Raw genomic sequence first — 13,933 nt, 5'->3', positions numbered from 1 at the left:
TTCCCATCGAGCGCCGAAAACTAGTCCGATTGTATAGGTGAGTGTGCAGATTCCGGCGAATTCCAGTCAGTCGGGCCAGTTGCCGAAGGCGACGTTGCGTCGCACCGACGGGTGGGTTTCTCCTGGTGACACACGACACAACGACTGTGCCGCAGTGAGCGGCAGGAGGTTGCAGCGATGACTCTGGAATACACCCTGACCGACAGCGAACGACTCGCTCAGCTCGACGCCGAGGAGCTCCGGCGCCTGGTCGGTCTCGTGGAGTACGACAGCGAACGGGATCCCTTCCCCGTCAGCGGCTGGGACGCCGTGGTGTGGGTGGTCGGAAACGCCACGCAGACGGCGCACTACTACCAGTCCGCCTACGGCATGGAACTCATCGCCTATTCCGGACCCACCACCGGCAACCGCGACCATCACGCCTACGTACTGCGCAGCGGCGCCGTGCGATTCGTGATCAAGGGTGCGGTGGATCCGGACAGCCCGCTGATCGAGCACCACCGCCTCCACGGTGACGGCGTCGTCGACATCGCGCTCCAGGTTCCGGACGTCGACAAGTGCATCGAGCACGCCCGCAAGCAGGGGGCGACCGTCCTCGAGGAACCCTACGAGATCAGCGACGAGAACGGCTCCGTCCGCATCGGCGCCATCGCGACCTACGGCGACACGCGGCACACGCTCGTCGACCGGTCGCGCTACAACGGCCCGTACCTGCCCGGCTACATCGAGCGCACCTCGACCTACCGCAAGCGTGAGGGTGCGCCCAAGCGCATCTTCCAGGCGCTCGACCACGTCGTCGGCAACGTCGAACTCGGGCGCATGGACGAGTGGGTCGACTTCTACAACCGCGTCATGGGTTTCACGAACATGGCGGAGTTCATCGGCGACGACATCGCCACCGACTATTCGGCGCTCATGAGCAAGGTGGTGTGCAACGGCAACCACCGCGTGAAGTTCCCGCTCAACGAGCCCGCCATCGCGAAGAAGCGTTCGCAGATCGACGAGTACCTCGACTTCTACCGCGGACCGGGTGCACAGCACCTCGCGCTGGCCACCAACGACATCCTCACGGCGGTCGACCAGTTGCGCGAGGAGGGTGTCGAGTTCCTCGCGACTCCCGATGCGTACTACGACGATCCGGAGCTGCGCGCCCGTATCGGTGAGGTCCGGGTGCCGATCGAGGAGCTGAAGAAGCGGGGCATCCTGGTCGACCGCGACGAGGACGGCTACCTGCTGCAGATCTTCACCAAGCCCGTCGGCGACCGCCCGACCGTGTTCTTCGAGCTGATCGAGCGCCACGGCTCGCTCGGCTTCGGCAAGGGCAACTTCAAGGCGCTGTTCGAGGCGATCGAGCGGGAGCAGGCCGCGCGCGGCAATTTCTGAGTCCGGTCCTAGACGAGCTGACCGAGCCGCGTGCGCAACGCGTGCTCGGTCTGCCGGATCGCCGTTCCCACAATCGGTTCGATAAGCATGCCGAGTGTGCGGCCGGCGATCCCGCCGGGCAGTCGGTAGCCGAAGTCGACGTCGAGCCGCGTCGCGTCGCCGAGGTCCGTGAAGGTCCATGACGACGCGGCGCGGAATCCGGCGATCGAGTCGAGGACGATCACGCGATTGCGTTCCCATTCGACGACTTCCACGCGCGAGCCGAGATCCTTGGGGCCGATCCGCATGGTCGAGTCGTAGATGGCACCGAGGCCGGAGACCTGCTCGCTCACGGGTTGGAAGCGGGCCACCCCGAACATCCAGTCGGGGACGTTCCGGTAGTCGTCGACGTAGGTGAACGCGAGGTCGATAGGGATGTCTGCGACGGCGCTGTGGCGGACGTGAATCATGGCTGGAGCCCTTCACGAGAAGTTGTCTGTTACTGAATGTAGCGGGTAACTGCCCGCTGTGGAAGGGGTCAGAACCCGTTGCTCTAACGTCCGATAAGTGTTTGAATGCCGTGACGCACATCACACACACTTTCGGTTCAGGAGGCTCGGGTGAAGACGAAGGCAGCAGTCGTCAAGGGAATCAACCAGCCGTGGGAGATCGAGGAGATCGATCTCGGCGATCCCGTCGCAGGTGAGGTGCAGATCCGCCTCGCGGCCTCGGGTCTGTGCCATTCCGACGAGCATCTGCGCTCGGGGGCGACACCGCTTCCGTCCTTCCCGGTCCTCGGTGGTCACGAGGGCGCGGGCGTGGTCACCAAGGTGGGTCCGGGAGTGCGGGGTCTCGAGGAGGGCGACCACGTCGTCCTCGCGTTCATCCCCGCCTGCGGCCGCTGTCGGGCCTGCGCCAAGGGCATGCAGAACATCTGCGACGAGGGTGCCGGCCTGCTCACCGGTCAGGCGATCTCCGACAAGACCTACCGCGCGACGCTGAACGGCGACCCGGTGCTGCAGATGTGCCTGCTCGGCACGTTCGCGCCGTACGTCACGGTCAACGAGGCGTCGGTCATCAAGATCGAGAAGGACATCCCGCTCGAGAAGGCGGCCCTGCTCGGGTGCGGTGTCGCGACCGGCTGGGGTTCGGCCACCGAGATCGGCGGCACCAAGCTCGGCGACACCGTGGTCGTCATCGGTGTCGGCGGTGTCGGCATCAACTCCGTCCAGGGAGCGGCGCACGCCGGGGCGCGGTTCGTCGTCGCGATCGACCCGGTCGAGTTCAAGCGGCAGAAGGCCAAGGAGTTCGGCGCGACGCATGTCTTCGCGTCGATCGAGGAGGCCGCACCGGTGATCGGTGAGATCACGTGGGGTCAGATGGCCAACGTCACCGTCATCACCGTCGGCGAGATCACCGGCGACATCATCGGCCCCGCACTGGGTCTCACCGCCAAGGGTGGCCAGGTCGTGGTCGTCGGCATGGGTCACGCCACCGACTCGCAGGTGACGATGAGCCTGTTCGAGCTGACGCTGCTGCAGAAGCGTCTGCAGGGGGCCATCTTCGGTGGCACCGGCCCGCGCTCGCAGATCCCCAAGTTGCTCGAGCTGTACCGGAACGGGCAGCTCGACCTCGACAACCTCGTCACCAAGACCTACAAGCTCGAGGACATCAACGAGGGCTACGCCGACATGCACGCCGGCAAGAACCTCCGCGGTCTCGTCCTCTACGGCGAGGACGACTACTGATCCTGTGAGCGCCGACGTCGCCGGAGCCGTCCCTTACGGTGTTGAGCATGGACACGCGTGAGGATTCGGTTTCCGGCGACGTCGGCTCTTGGCGGGACTACGGCCCGACCGACCTGCCGAAGCCGCTCGCCGCTGCACTCGAGGCGTTCGCCGAACGCGGTTACGACGGCACGTCCATCCGCGAGGTTGCGTCGCGGTCCGGTCTGTCGGTTCCGGGTCTGTACCACCACTACCCCTCGAAGCAGGCGCTGCTCGTCTCGCTCACGACCACCGTGCTGCACGACCTGCTCGCCCGCAGCCGGCAGGCGATCGATGAAGCCGGACCCACCCCCTCCGAGAAGTTCGACGCCGTCGTCGAGTCGCTGCTGCGCTTCCATATGTTCCGCCGCGATCAGGCGTTCGTGGCGTCGACCGAGATGCGCAGCATGGAACCCGAGGCCCGCCGTGCATTCGTCGCCCTGCGCGACGAGCAGCAGTGCATGATCGACGAGATCGTCGAGGCCGGTGTCGCCGACGGCACCTTCTCCACGCCCTATCCGAAGGACGCCAGTCGCGCCGTGACGACGATGTGCGTCGCGGTGGCGAGCTGGTACCGGCCGGACGGTTCGTTGTCGCCGGACGAGATCGTGCACCGCTACCTGCAGGTCGCGCGGAACGCGGTCGGAGCGAAGTAGCCGACACCCCTTCCGGGCTTGACCCGATGGCGGGGATATGCCACCGTGAACTCGACCGAGCGATCGATCGGTCGGTACGGAAGGAGCTCAGCATGGCGGTCGACCTGTCCTACTCGGATCACGTCCGGGACCTCATCGCGCGGACCGAGCAGTTCATCCGCGACGAGGTGCTTCCCGTCGAGGACGCCCACGGTGGTGACATCACCGCGGCCGGTGGCGACGCGATCCGGGCGGATCTGCAGAAGGCCGCCAAGGCTGCCGGTGTCTTCGCTCCGCACGCGCCCGTCGAATACGGCGGCCACGGCCTGGACATGTCCGACCGCGCCCCGGTCTTCGAGGCGGCCGGCTACTCGCTCTTCGGTCCCACCGCGCTCAACATCGCCGCGCCCGACGAGGGCAACGTGCACATGCTCGCGCACATCGCGAGCGACGAGCAGAAGCAGCAGTTCCTCGCGCCCCTCGCCGCCGGCGACGTGCGCTCGGCCTTCGCGATGACCGAGCCCGCCCCCGGTGCCGGTGCCGATCCCAACGCTCTGAACACGCGCGCCGAGAAGGTCTCCGGTGGCTGGAAGATCAACGGCCGTAAGCACTTCATCACCGGTGCCGACGGCGCCGGATTCTTCATCATCATGGCCCGCACGTCCGGCGAGCCCGGACAGCGCGGTGGCGCCACCATGTTCCTCGCCCCCGCCGACACCGCGGGCCTGAAGGTCGGTCGCCACATCAACACCCTCGACCGCTCCATGATCGGTGGTCACTGCGAGGTCGACTTCGAGGACCTGTTCGTCCCCGACTCCGCCGTGCTCGGCGAGGTCGACCAGGGCTTCGCCTACGCGCAGGTGCGCCTCGGCCCCGCCCGCATGACGCACGTGATGCGCTGGCTCGGCGCCGCTCGCCGCGGTCACGACACCGCCGTCCGCTACGTCTCGGAGCGTGAAGGATTCGGCTCCCGCCTCGGCGATCTCGGCATGATCCAGAAGATGATCGCCGACAACGAGATCGACATCGCCGCGACCCGCGCGCTGCTCGTGCAGGCGTGTTGGGAACTCGACCAGGGTTCGCACGCCTCGAACGCCACGTCGATCGCCAAGACCTTCGCCGCCGAGGCGATCTTCCGCATCGTCGACCGTTCCGCTCAGATGTGCGGCGGTCTCGGTGTCTCCGAAGATCTTCCGATCGCACGCCTCACCCGCGAGGTCCGGCCGTTCCGCGTATACGACGGTCCGTCCGAGGTGCACCGCTGGGCCATCGCCAAGCGCGCCGTCGGTGCCGTTCGCAAGGCGGCCCGCGAGGCCGCGAAATGACCGCCGTACACGAGGGACTCGATCTTGCCGTTCTCGAGCGTTTCCTCGCCGATTCCGGTGTGACCGTTCACGGTGAACTTCGGGCGGAGCTCATCTCGGGTGGCAAGTCCAATCTCACCTACGGGTTGCGCGACGAGAAATCCCACTGGGTGCTGCGTCGCCCCCCGACCACGGGCCTGACCCCGTCTGCGCACGACGTCGCCCGCGAGTTCCGCATCACGTCGGCGCTCAAGGGCACCGGTGTGCCGGTCGCGCCCACCGTCGCCCAGTGCGAGGACGATTCGGTGATGGGCGCACCGTTCACCGTCGTCGAGTTCGTCGACGGACGTGTGGTGCGCAGCAAGGCCGACCTGGATGCGCTCGGCGACGACGAGATCGACCGCTGTGTCGGTGAACTCGTGCGCATCATCGCCGAACTGCACAATGTCGACTTCGAGGCCGTCGGCCTCGGGGGACTGGGCCGGCCGGACGGCTACGTGACCCGGCAGGTGAAGCTGTGGGCGAGCCAGTGGGGCCGGGTGAAGACCCGGGAACTGCCGGATCTCGAACGGCTGCACGCCGCGCTCGCCGAGTCGATTCCGGAATCGCCCGCTCCGTCGATCGTCCACGGTGACTACCGTATCGACAACACCATCCTGGACCCGAACGACCCGGCACGCGTTGTCGCCGTGGTGGACTGGGAACTGTCCACCCTCGGCGACCCGCTCACCGATCTCGCCATGATGTGCGTGTACCGGCATCCGGCACTCGACGACATCCTGGGCTTCCCGGCGGCATGGTCGAGCGAACGACTGCCGGCGGCGGACGATCTGGTGCAGCGCTACGCCACGGCGTCGGGGCGCGACATCGCCGACTGGAACTTCTACATGGGTCTGGCCTACCTCAAGCTCGCCGTCATCGCGGAGGGTATCAACCATCGGTGGCGTGCCGGGGCGACCATCGGCGACGGTTTCGACCGCGCCGGTGAAGCCGTGCCCGACCTGGTGGCAGCAGGACTCGCAGCACTGAAGGGAGCCCACGCGTGACCAGCGCGCTCGTGACCGGAGCCTCGAGGGGTATCGGCCTCGGAATCGCCACCCGTCTCGCCGAACGCGGCTACGCACTGACGATCAGTGCCCGCGGGGCGGAACGCCTCGAGAGTGTCGCCGAGCGTCTACGGGAGGCGGGTGCCAAGGAGGTACGCGCCGTCGCAGCCGATCTCGCCGATCCGGAAGCCACCGCCCGCGTCGTGGAGACGCATCGCGAGGCGTTCGGTTCCATGAAGGCGCTGATCCTCAATGCCGGTGTCGGCACGGCAGGCTCGATCGCCGAGTTCCCGGCCCGACGGTTCGACAAGACGGTCGCCGTGAACCTCAACGCTCCGTTCGCGCTCATCCAGGCGTCGCTGCCGTTGCTGCGCGCCGAGGCGGAGAACGATCCGGCCCGCGGATCGAAGATCGTTGCGCTCTCGTCGATCACAGGTGTCTACGCCGAGGCCGGTCTCGCCGCCTACGGTGCGACGAAGGCCGCGTTGATCTCCCTGGTCGAGACGCTCAACGCCGAGGAGTCCGGCAACGGCATCTCCGCGTCGGCGCTCGCACCCGCATACGTCGACACCGACATGTCCGACTGGATCAAGGACAAGATTCCGGCCGAGTCCATGATCGAGGTGAACGACGTCGTCGAGATCGTCGACGCGCTGCTCGAGCTGTCGTCGCGGGCAGTGGTGCCCAAGCTCGTGCTCAGCCGCGCGGGCGCAGGTCTCTACACCGCCTGATTCTCTACACGGCCTGACGTTCGGGGTCGGTCGACCGCTGTTTCAGGTCGACCGGCTGGCCGTCGGACGGGAACGGCAGCGACGTGAAGTCGAGCGGGGCGACGTAGCCGGGGTCGACGTGCCAGTCGAAGCGCAGCAGCAGTTGGTGGACGATCGCTTTGACCTCGACCCCGGCGAAGTGCATGCCGAGGCATTTGTGCACGCCCCCACCGAACGGCTCCCAGGCGTAGCGGTGCACCTTGTCCTCGCGTCGATGGTCCGCGAAGCGTTCGGGATCGAAACGTTCGGGCTCCGGCCAGTACTCCGGCATGTGGTGCGTGAAGTGCGGCGCGACAGAGGCATACGTGCCGGCCGGCACGAAATATCCCCGGACCTCGGTGTCGCGCACGGCCCGTCGCGCCAGGACCGGGACCGGGGAGACCAGCCGGAGGCATTCCTTCATCACCAGATCGAGGCTGCCGAGCGCGTCGAGATCGGCGTGACTCGGTGCGGCGGTGCCCAGCGCGAGCGACTCGGCCCGGCACCGGTCCTGCCACTGCGGGTGTTGCCCGAGATACTGCATCATCGTGGAGATCGTGATGGTCGACGTGTCGTGCGCGGCCATCAGTAGGAAGATCATGTGATCGACGATCTCGTCGTCGCTGAACCGTTGTCCCGCTTCGGATTCGATGTGACACAGCACCGAGAAGAGGTCGTCCGTCTCCCGCGACCGTCGCGCCGGGAGATAGTGCCGGAAGAAGTCCTCGAGCACTCGGCGTCCGTCGAGTCCGCGCTTCCACCGGGTGCCGGGGACGGGGTACCGGACGATCGAGGTCGCCGCCTGCACACAGTCGATGAATGCCTTCTTCACCGCTTCGATCTCGGCCGGTGTGGAGTCCTCGGCCCCGCCCATGAAGATGTCGGTGGCGAGATCGAGCGTGAGTGTCTTCAGCGCCGTGTATGCACGGAATCCGTCGGTGGGAACCCACCTGTCGAGCTTCTGGGTGATCGACGGATTCATGGCATCGACGGTCTTCTCGAGGCGTGATCGGGTGAACGCCTGCTGCATGATGCGGCGGTGCCGGAGATGTTCCTCCGAGTCGAGGAGCATGAGGCCACCGTGGAAGAACGGCCCGATCAGTGCCGACCAGCCGTCGCCGTTGGCGAAGGCCCGGTCCTTGTTCTGCAGCACCTCCTGGCAGGCGTCGGGTCCGAGAACCGAGATCCAGCGTCGACCGGCCGCAGAGAAACAGGAGACCTCGCCGTATCGGTCCCAGTGCTTCTGCATCATCGCGAGTGGATCGCGGATGTATTCGAGGACGTGCCCGATACCGGGTATTCCCGATCGTCCCGGGACCGGGCGCAGATGGGAGTGGGCGGGGGGAGCCGCCAGGATCCGGGTCACGACGAACCTCCAGTTCCGCGGATATCTGACAGGAGACCCTGTCAGATTGGGGTGTAGTCTGCGTCACATCGGTCCGGTCTGTCAAGATCGGTCCCATGACTTCCCCCGCGCCCCGCCGCTATGCCGGTCTGAGCGGCGAACAGCGTGTCGCGCTGCGGCGCGAAGCCCTGCTCGAAGCAGGACTGGAACTGTTCGCGGCCTCGGGGAAGAGCGGCGCCACCATGACCGCCATGTGCGCCCACGCCAAGCTGACGGAGCGGTATTTCTACGAGAATTTCACCAGCAGGGACGATCTGCTGCAGCAGGTCCTCGACAAGATCGCCGACGAGGTGCGCGAGGCCGTACTCGCCGCGCTCCGCACCGGCACGGGCACACTCGAAGACCTCGTGCGGAACGCCATCGCGTCGTTCGTCGCGATCCTCACCGACGACCCGCGCAAGGGCCGGGTCTCACTCATCGAGTCCGCCGGCTTCGAACCCCTGCGCACCCACAGACGAGCGTCGCTACGGAGTTTCGCCCAGATGGTCGCCGACGAAGCGACCCGCATGTACGGCGACCGGGCGTGGCCGCCCGAACGGGGCGAGATCAACGGACTGCTGTTCGTCGGGGGTCTGGCCGAACTGGTCACCGCGTGGTTGAACGACGAGATCGCCATCTCGCCCGACGAGATCGTCGACGTGGCGACGCACCAGTTCCTCTCCACGGCCCATCAGTAGAGCCGTCCGGGGGCGGTCAATCATCACCGACCGCGGTGCGGTCAATCATCACCGTTGGTTTCCTTCTCCTCGCCGCGTCGGCGCAGGAAGTTGAACCCGGGCACGCCCACGATGGCCTGGCGGACGTCCTTGGCGACGAGGAGCAGTTCGTGGATCTCGGGGGAGACGGTGTCGAGTGTCGCCATGATGGGCAGGACCGCGTCGACCCGCTCGGTGATCTCGGGGAGCCGGTCGATGAGCTTGATCGCGGCGCGCAGTTCTTTTGGTGAGAACTCCTCGACGAACTGGGTGGCGAGGGGAGCGGCACGTTCGGCGAGGGGTTTGTAGGTCTCGAGCAGTTCCCCGGCGGCGTCGGAGCTGCGGCCGGCGGACTCGACGACGATCCGCGCGTCGGCCGCGACCACCGTCGCATCGCGCACGACCCCGCCCGTCGAGTCGATGATCTCCGTGGCGCGCGTGACCGCATCGGCGGCTTCCTCCACCACACCGATGGTCGAGGCGATCACCTGCGTGGCCTGCGCGACGGCCACCGACGCTCCCTCGACGATGTCGGTGGCGTCGGTGACCACGCTGTCGATGCGGCGGATCAGCGATTCGACCGAGTCGATGAGCGATTCGGCCTCCCTGAGCAGGCCTTCCACCCGCGTCGGGAGCGACAGTGCGAACTCGGCGGTCTCGCGGGTGCGTCCGAGCACGGTCCGGGTGACGTCGACGATGGAACCGGCGACCGAGACTCCGAGCGCGGGCACAGGCAGCGAGATCATGTCGTCATAGTGCAGTACGTCCGATCGTCGTGATCGCGGACCTCACATTTTCGGCGTCCCGTTCGTCTACCCGGTACAGAGCACACACCGGATGGAAGGATCGAGGCCGTGACCGCATTGCGCACCCACACCGTGATCGACACACCGATCGGCGAGTTGACGTTGGTGAACACCGACGGCGTCCTGAGCGGCGTGTACATGGCCGAGCATCACCCCGCGCCCGACCGCGCCGGTTTCGGCGAGCAGGTCACCGGGGGGTTCGACGAGGCGATCACCCAGTTCGATGAGTACTTCGCGGGTCGCCGTACCCGGTTCACTGTCCCCATCGCTCCCGTCGGCACCCCGTTCCAACGCGAGGTGTGGGAGGCGCTGATGACGATCGAGTACGGCACCACGCGCACCTACTCGGAGATTGCACTCGCCCTCGGCCGACTCACTGCGGTACGGGCGGTCGCTGCGGCCAATGCCCGCAACCCGCTCTGCATCATCGTGCCGTGCCATCGCGTCATCGGTAGCAGCGGCAAGCTCACCGGTTACGCCGGTGGTCTCGAGCGCAAACGCTTCCTGCTCGACCAGGAGGCACGGGTGCTGAGTTCCGCCGAGCCCGATGTCGCCGGCGATACCCATGTCCCTGCCTGATCACCTACCGCGGGCGAGCCTGCCTCCTTTCGAGGAGGTGGTCACCCGCCACGGCGCGACGGTCCTCCGGGTCTGCCGCGCACTGCTCGGACCGGTCGACGCCGACGACGCCTGGTCCGAGACCTTCCTCGCGGCGTTGCGCGCCTATCCCGACCTGCCACCGGGCAGCAACATCGAAGCGTGGCTCGTGACCATCGCGCACCGCAAGGCCGTCGACATCCACCGGGTGCGCGGGCGGACGCCGGTGCCCACCGAGAACCTCCCCGAACCCGCGTCGGCCACGGGAAACCCCGGTGAGGGCGACGACGAACTGTGGAGCGCGGTCGCCGAACTTCCCTTCACGCAGCGTGCGGCGCTGGTCTACCACTACGTCGGAGGCCTGCCCTATGCGGAGATAGGCACGATCCTCGGCAACAGCCCGGCCGCGGCACGTCGCGCGGCGGCCGACGGTCGGGCTGCGTTGCGTCGTCGGATCGAACACGGAACAGGATGTCGCTCATGAACTTTCCACAACCCTCGGTCGGATCGGCCGATCTCGCGTGGTTGCGGGAGAAGCTCGTACTCGACGCCGAGGCGGCCGGGTTGCTCGATGTCGCGTTCCGCGTCGTCGACACCCCCGTCGGTCCGCTCCTGCTGGCCACCACCCCCGTCGGACTCGTGCGGGTCGCCTACGTCGCCGACGGATCCGACGCCGTGCTCGACGAACTCTCCCGCCGGATCAGCCCGCGCGTGCTCGACGCGCCGCGGCGACTCGACCCGGTGGTCCGGCAACTCGACGAGTACTTCGCCGGTACGAGGACACATTTCGACGTTCCGCTCGATCTGCGTCTCGCCGACGGATTCCGTCGTGAAGTGATCACGCGTCTGCCCGAGATCGAATACGGGCGCACGGCGAGCTATGCCGAGATCGCCGCCGCGGCCGGGAGCCCGCGCGCGGTGCGGGCGGTCGGTACGGCGTGCGCGAAGAACCCGCTGCCCGTGGTGGTGCCGTGCCATCGGGTGGTGCGCAGCGACGGCAGCATGGGGCAGTACGTCGGGGGAGTCGAGGCGAAGAGGGCGCTGCTGCAACTCGAGTCGGTGGCATGATCACCACCCTCCGGATCCCGGTGGCCGAACCCGTTGCGGTGGGGCCGATGCTCGCGTCGCTGCGAAGCCACACCGTCCCCGGCTACGAACACCACAACAGCGCTACCGGCACCCATCACCGCGCGATCCGCACGAACGGCGGCGCCGCGCACGTCGCCGTCCGCTTCGCCGACCCTGCGACACCCGACGACGGGAGACACGGGGATGTGCGACATCTCGAGGTTCATGTCGAGACCGCAGGTCGCGCGGATGTCGAGGAGATCGAAGAGAGGGTCCGGAAGTGGCTCGATCTCGGCGTCGACCCGTCCGTCGTGGATGCGGCATTCGAGCCCGATCCCGTGCTCGGGCCTCTTGTGCAGACCCACCCCGGTCTGCGCGTGCTCGGCACCACCGACTGGTTCGCCACCGCCGTGTCGACAGTGCTCGGGCAGCAGGTGAGTGTCGCTGCGGCATGCACATTCGCAGGACGACTCGTCGCAGCCTTCGGCGACGGTGCACCCGGTGGGTTGCGATGCTTCCCTACGCCGCACCGACTCGCGACGGTCGAGCAGAGCGAGCTGCGTGCCGTCATCGGCACGACGCAGTCGCGCGCCCGCACCGTCGCCGAACTGGCCCGGGTCGCAGCCGACGGGGTGGCGCCGGAGCATCTGTCGTTCGCGGCAGACCTTCTCGCGCTTCCCGGGATCGGACCGTGGACCGTCGACTATCTCGCTCTACGACTCGGCGACCGCGACGCGTATCCGTCCGGCGACCTCGTTCTCCGACGAGCCCTGCAGGTGGAGAGTGCGCGCGAAGCCGCCGAGCGCGCCGAACAATGGCGGCCGTGGCGGGCCTACGCCGTCATGCATCTGTGGACACACGCCACCTACTCGCCGCCCGCATCCTCGGCGTAGACGCTGCGCACGGCGGTGTCCATCGGGAAACGAACCTGCGTGTCGCCGAACATCAGGCGCGTCGCCACCTCGACCGACGCCGTGATGTGCGACGACGCGAGTTCCGGGTTGCCGGTGTGCACCACCACCTCGTCGTGCTGGAAGAACACGAGATCGCCGGCCGTCGGGTCGGGATCGGTGGTCAGCCGCCGTCGCAGTTCCGCAAGCACGCACAGCGCCCACTCGGCCGCGGTGGCCTGCACGACGAAGTTCCGCGTGAACCGGCCCCGCGCATGCGCATCACCGTGGGAGTGGAAGCCTTCCGGAGCGGGTGGGCACGCACGGCCCAGCCACGAATGCACCACCTCGCCACGTTCACCCGCACGGGCGGCACGTTCGACGAAGTCGACGGCGGTCGGGAAGCTGCGACGCAGCACCGTCAGCAGGGCACGCGCGTCGCCCGACGTGGCGCCGTACAGAACACCGAGCACCGCGACCTTCGCCTTCGCGCGGTCGCCGCCGAAGGACGCCGCGGCGACCGGGGCGTACAGATCGTCCGAACCGGCAGCCGCGACCATGCGCCGATCGCCCGACATCGCCGCCAGGATGCGCGGTTCGAGCTGGCCCGCGTCGGCGACGACGAACGACCGCCCCGGGTCGGCGATCACGCTCGACCGCAGCGCCTTGGGGATCTGCAGAGCGCCACCGCCGCGACTCGCCCACCGGCCCGATACGACCGCGCCGGGAACATAGACCGGACGGAACCGGTCGTCGCGGACCCAGGTGTCGAGCCAGTGCCAGCCGTTCGTGCTGTACAACTTCGACAGCTCGCGGTGCCGCAGCAACAGAGGCACCGCGGGATGGTCGATCCGCTGCAGCACATGCTTGCGGGTCGACTCGACGGTGATGCCCTCGCGACGGAACGCCTCGAGCACCTCGCTGTGGGAGGCGGGATTCACGGGGCGGCCGAAGACCGCGCTGACCTCCTCGACCACTTCGGCGATACGGCTCGGCAGGTCGTAGCCGGTCGGGCGCGGCCCGAGGGTGTCCTCGAGGAGGCGACGATGCGCTTGCGCCGAGAACGGCAACCCGTCGAAACCCATCTCGGCCGCTGCGAGAGCGCCGGCCGATTCGGCGGCGGTGAGCAACTCGAGGCGGGCGTCGCCGGAGATGCGGCGACGTTGCTCGGCGAACTGCTCGACCACCGCCTCGACGTCGATCGCGGGAGCCGCATCGAAGAGGCCGGGCCGCTCGTCGACCGGCTCCTCCGCAGTGGGCGGGGGTAGGCCCTCGCGTACGGCAAGGATGGCGCCGGTGGTGGCGAGATCGTGGCATCGCTGCACCCGAACATCGGCGCGGAGCAGCTCGGGATAGACCGATGCCGTCGAGGTCCACACCCAACGCGGTCGCGATTCGGCTTCGATCGCAGCGACTGCATCCGCGAATCCGGGGTACTCCCGCACCGAGCTGAGCGGCGCACCGAATGCGTCGACCTCGACGATGCTTGCACCGCGACGGCCCCGGCCGTCCGCAGGATGAGGAACGACGACCGTGCGCACCCATACAGTGTGCTCCATCACGGCGACAGACCCCGACGCGCGGTGACCCCCCGATTCACCCTCGAATTC

Annotated in this window: 15 protein-coding genes; 11 read left to right on the top strand and 4 right to left on the bottom strand. The window is 67.7% G+C overall.

The genetic code is table 11. The annotated features are described in order from the left end of the window. Positions 1 to 177 precede the first annotated feature (177 nt). Complete coding sequence (hppD, locus tag QR64_RS01585; protein ID WP_039583747.1) at positions 178 to 1,383, top strand: 4-hydroxyphenylpyruvate dioxygenase; 1,206 nt, start codon at positions 178 to 180, stop codon at positions 1,381 to 1,383. 8 nt (positions 1,384 to 1,391) lie between these two features. On the opposite strand, the gene QR64_RS01580 is transcribed toward hppD, so the two are convergent. Next, positions 1,392 to 1,832, bottom strand: a complete 441-nt coding sequence (locus QR64_RS01580; RefSeq protein ID WP_019288265.1) for an SRPBCC family protein — start codon at positions 1,830 to 1,832, stop codon at positions 1,392 to 1,394. Positions 1,833 to 1,982: 150 nt separating this feature from the next. On the opposite strand from QR64_RS01580, the gene QR64_RS01575 reads away from it, so the two are divergent. The 5 genes from QR64_RS01575 to QR64_RS01555 all read left to right on the top strand — a co-directional run bounded on the left by QR64_RS01575 (position 1,983) and on the right by QR64_RS01555 (position 6,844). Then, positions 1,983 to 3,110 (top strand): NDMA-dependent alcohol dehydrogenase, encoded by a 1,128-nt coding sequence (locus QR64_RS01575; RefSeq protein WP_006554686.1) that lies wholly within the window; start codon positions 1,983 to 1,985, stop codon positions 3,108 to 3,110. 47 nt (positions 3,111 to 3,157) lie between these two features. Beyond that, positions 3,158 to 3,784, top strand: coding sequence for a TetR/AcrR family transcriptional regulator (locus QR64_RS01570; protein WP_019288267.1), 627 nt, complete (start codon positions 3,158 to 3,160; stop codon positions 3,782 to 3,784). Between the two features lie 92 nt (positions 3,785 to 3,876). Continuing rightward, complete coding sequence (locus tag QR64_RS01565; protein ID WP_006554684.1) at positions 3,877 to 5,088, top strand: acyl-CoA dehydrogenase family protein; 1,212 nt, start codon at positions 3,877 to 3,879, stop codon at positions 5,086 to 5,088. Next, positions 5,085 to 6,113 (top strand): phosphotransferase family protein, encoded by a 1,029-nt coding sequence (locus QR64_RS01560; RefSeq protein ID WP_039583732.1) that lies wholly within the window; start codon positions 5,085 to 5,087, stop codon positions 6,111 to 6,113. Before QR64_RS01565 ends, QR64_RS01560 begins: the two co-directional genes overlap by 4 nt. Further along, positions 6,110 to 6,844, top strand: a complete 735-nt coding sequence (locus QR64_RS01555) for an SDR family NAD(P)-dependent oxidoreductase (RefSeq protein WP_039583730.1) — start codon at positions 6,110 to 6,112, stop codon at positions 6,842 to 6,844. The genes QR64_RS01560 and QR64_RS01555 overlap by 4 nt, the downstream gene beginning before the upstream one ends. Positions 6,845 to 6,848: 4 nt before the next feature. Here the strand turns inward: QR64_RS01555 and QR64_RS01550 are convergent, their stop codons facing one another. Then, positions 6,849 to 8,228 carry a cytochrome P450 gene (locus QR64_RS01550; RefSeq protein WP_039583729.1) on the bottom strand — a complete coding sequence of 460 codons (1,380 nt, stop codon included), beginning with the start codon at positions 8,226 to 8,228 and terminating at the stop codon, positions 6,849 to 6,851. A gap of 95 nt (positions 8,229 to 8,323) precedes the next feature. Here QR64_RS01550 and QR64_RS01545 point away from each other — a divergent pair, with 95 nt between their 5' ends. Beyond that, a complete protein-coding gene (locus QR64_RS01545; RefSeq protein WP_006554893.1) occupies positions 8,324 to 8,944 on the top strand; it encodes a TetR/AcrR family transcriptional regulator in 621 nt (206 codons plus the stop codon). A 41-nt stretch (positions 8,945 to 8,985) separates the two neighbouring features. On the opposite strand, the gene QR64_RS01540 is transcribed toward QR64_RS01545, so the two are convergent. Next, the gene (locus QR64_RS01540) at positions 8,986 to 9,708 is read right to left on the bottom strand and encodes a hypothetical protein (RefSeq protein WP_039583725.1); all 723 of its coding nucleotides are present in this window, start codon (positions 9,706 to 9,708) and stop codon (positions 8,986 to 8,988) included. A gap of 108 nt (positions 9,709 to 9,816) precedes the next feature. On the opposite strand from QR64_RS01540, the gene QR64_RS01535 reads away from it, so the two are divergent. Genes QR64_RS01535 through QR64_RS01520 form a run of 4 tightly spaced genes read left to right on the top strand, consistent with a single transcriptional unit; the run spans position 9,817 to position 12,326 of the window. Further along, complete coding sequence (locus QR64_RS01535; protein ID WP_039583724.1) at positions 9,817 to 10,347, top strand: methylated-DNA--[protein]-cysteine S-methyltransferase; 531 nt, start codon at positions 9,817 to 9,819, stop codon at positions 10,345 to 10,347. After that, positions 10,334 to 10,849 (top strand): RNA polymerase sigma factor, encoded by a 516-nt coding sequence (locus tag QR64_RS01530; RefSeq protein WP_033097440.1) that lies wholly within the window; start codon positions 10,334 to 10,336, stop codon positions 10,847 to 10,849. The genes QR64_RS01535 and QR64_RS01530 overlap by 14 nt, the downstream gene beginning before the upstream one ends. Next, positions 10,837 to 11,433 carry a methylated-DNA--[protein]-cysteine S-methyltransferase gene (locus QR64_RS01525; protein ID WP_006554657.1) on the top strand — a complete coding sequence of 199 codons (597 nt, stop codon included), beginning with the start codon at positions 10,837 to 10,839 and terminating at the stop codon, positions 11,431 to 11,433. Before QR64_RS01530 ends, QR64_RS01525 begins: the two co-directional genes overlap by 13 nt. Beyond that, positions 11,430 to 12,326 (top strand): DNA-3-methyladenine glycosylase family protein, encoded by an 897-nt coding sequence (locus QR64_RS01520; RefSeq protein ID WP_039583723.1) that lies wholly within the window; start codon positions 11,430 to 11,432, stop codon positions 12,324 to 12,326. Before QR64_RS01525 ends, QR64_RS01520 begins: the two co-directional genes overlap by 4 nt. Here the strand turns inward: QR64_RS01520 and QR64_RS01515 are convergent. After that, positions 12,299 to 13,864: a bifunctional 3'-5' exonuclease/DNA polymerase gene (locus QR64_RS01515; protein ID WP_170318580.1), complete on the bottom strand. Its 1,566-nt coding sequence runs from the start codon at positions 13,862 to 13,864 to the stop codon at positions 12,299 to 12,301. The genes QR64_RS01520 and QR64_RS01515 overlap by 28 nt on opposite strands. Between the last annotated feature and the right edge of the window lie 69 nt (positions 13,865 to 13,933).

It is taken from the genome of Rhodococcus sp. Chr-9 (assembly GCF_000801125.1).
Lineage (GTDB): Bacteria > Actinomycetota > Actinomycetes > Mycobacteriales > Mycobacteriaceae > Rhodococcus > Rhodococcus pyridinivorans.
This window is presented reverse-complemented; position numbering and strand designations above follow the sequence as displayed.

What these genes read in the sequence shown, in the direction of transcription:
- QR64_RS01560 (WP_039583732.1), top strand. Translation starts at nt 5,085, where the DNA reads ATGACCGCCGTACACGAGGGACTCGATCTTGCCGTTCTCGAGCGTTTC.
- hppD (WP_039583747.1), top strand. Translation starts at nt 178, where the DNA reads ATGACTCTGGAATACACCCTGACCGACAGCGAACGACTCGCTCAGCTC.
- QR64_RS01540 (WP_039583725.1), bottom strand. Translation starts at nt 9,708, where the DNA reads ATGATCTCGCTGCCTGTGCCCGCGCTCGGAGTCTCGGTCGCCGGTTCC.
- QR64_RS01570 (WP_019288267.1), top strand. Translation starts at nt 3,158, where the DNA reads ATGGACACGCGTGAGGATTCGGTTTCCGGCGACGTCGGCTCTTGGCGG.
- QR64_RS01565 (WP_006554684.1), top strand. Translation starts at nt 3,877, where the DNA reads ATGGCGGTCGACCTGTCCTACTCGGATCACGTCCGGGACCTCATCGCG.
- QR64_RS01520 (WP_039583723.1), top strand. Translation starts at nt 11,430, where the DNA reads ATGATCACCACCCTCCGGATCCCGGTGGCCGAACCCGTTGCGGTGGGG.
- QR64_RS01580 (WP_019288265.1), bottom strand. Translation starts at nt 1,832, where the DNA reads ATGATTCACGTCCGCCACAGCGCCGTCGCAGACATCCCTATCGACCTC.
- QR64_RS01545 (WP_006554893.1), top strand. Translation starts at nt 8,324, where the DNA reads ATGACTTCCCCCGCGCCCCGCCGCTATGCCGGTCTGAGCGGCGAACAG.
- QR64_RS01525 (WP_006554657.1), top strand. Translation starts at nt 10,837, where the DNA reads ATGTCGCTCATGAACTTTCCACAACCCTCGGTCGGATCGGCCGATCTC.
- QR64_RS01530 (WP_033097440.1), top strand. Translation starts at nt 10,334, where the DNA reads ATGTCCCTGCCTGATCACCTACCGCGGGCGAGCCTGCCTCCTTTCGAG.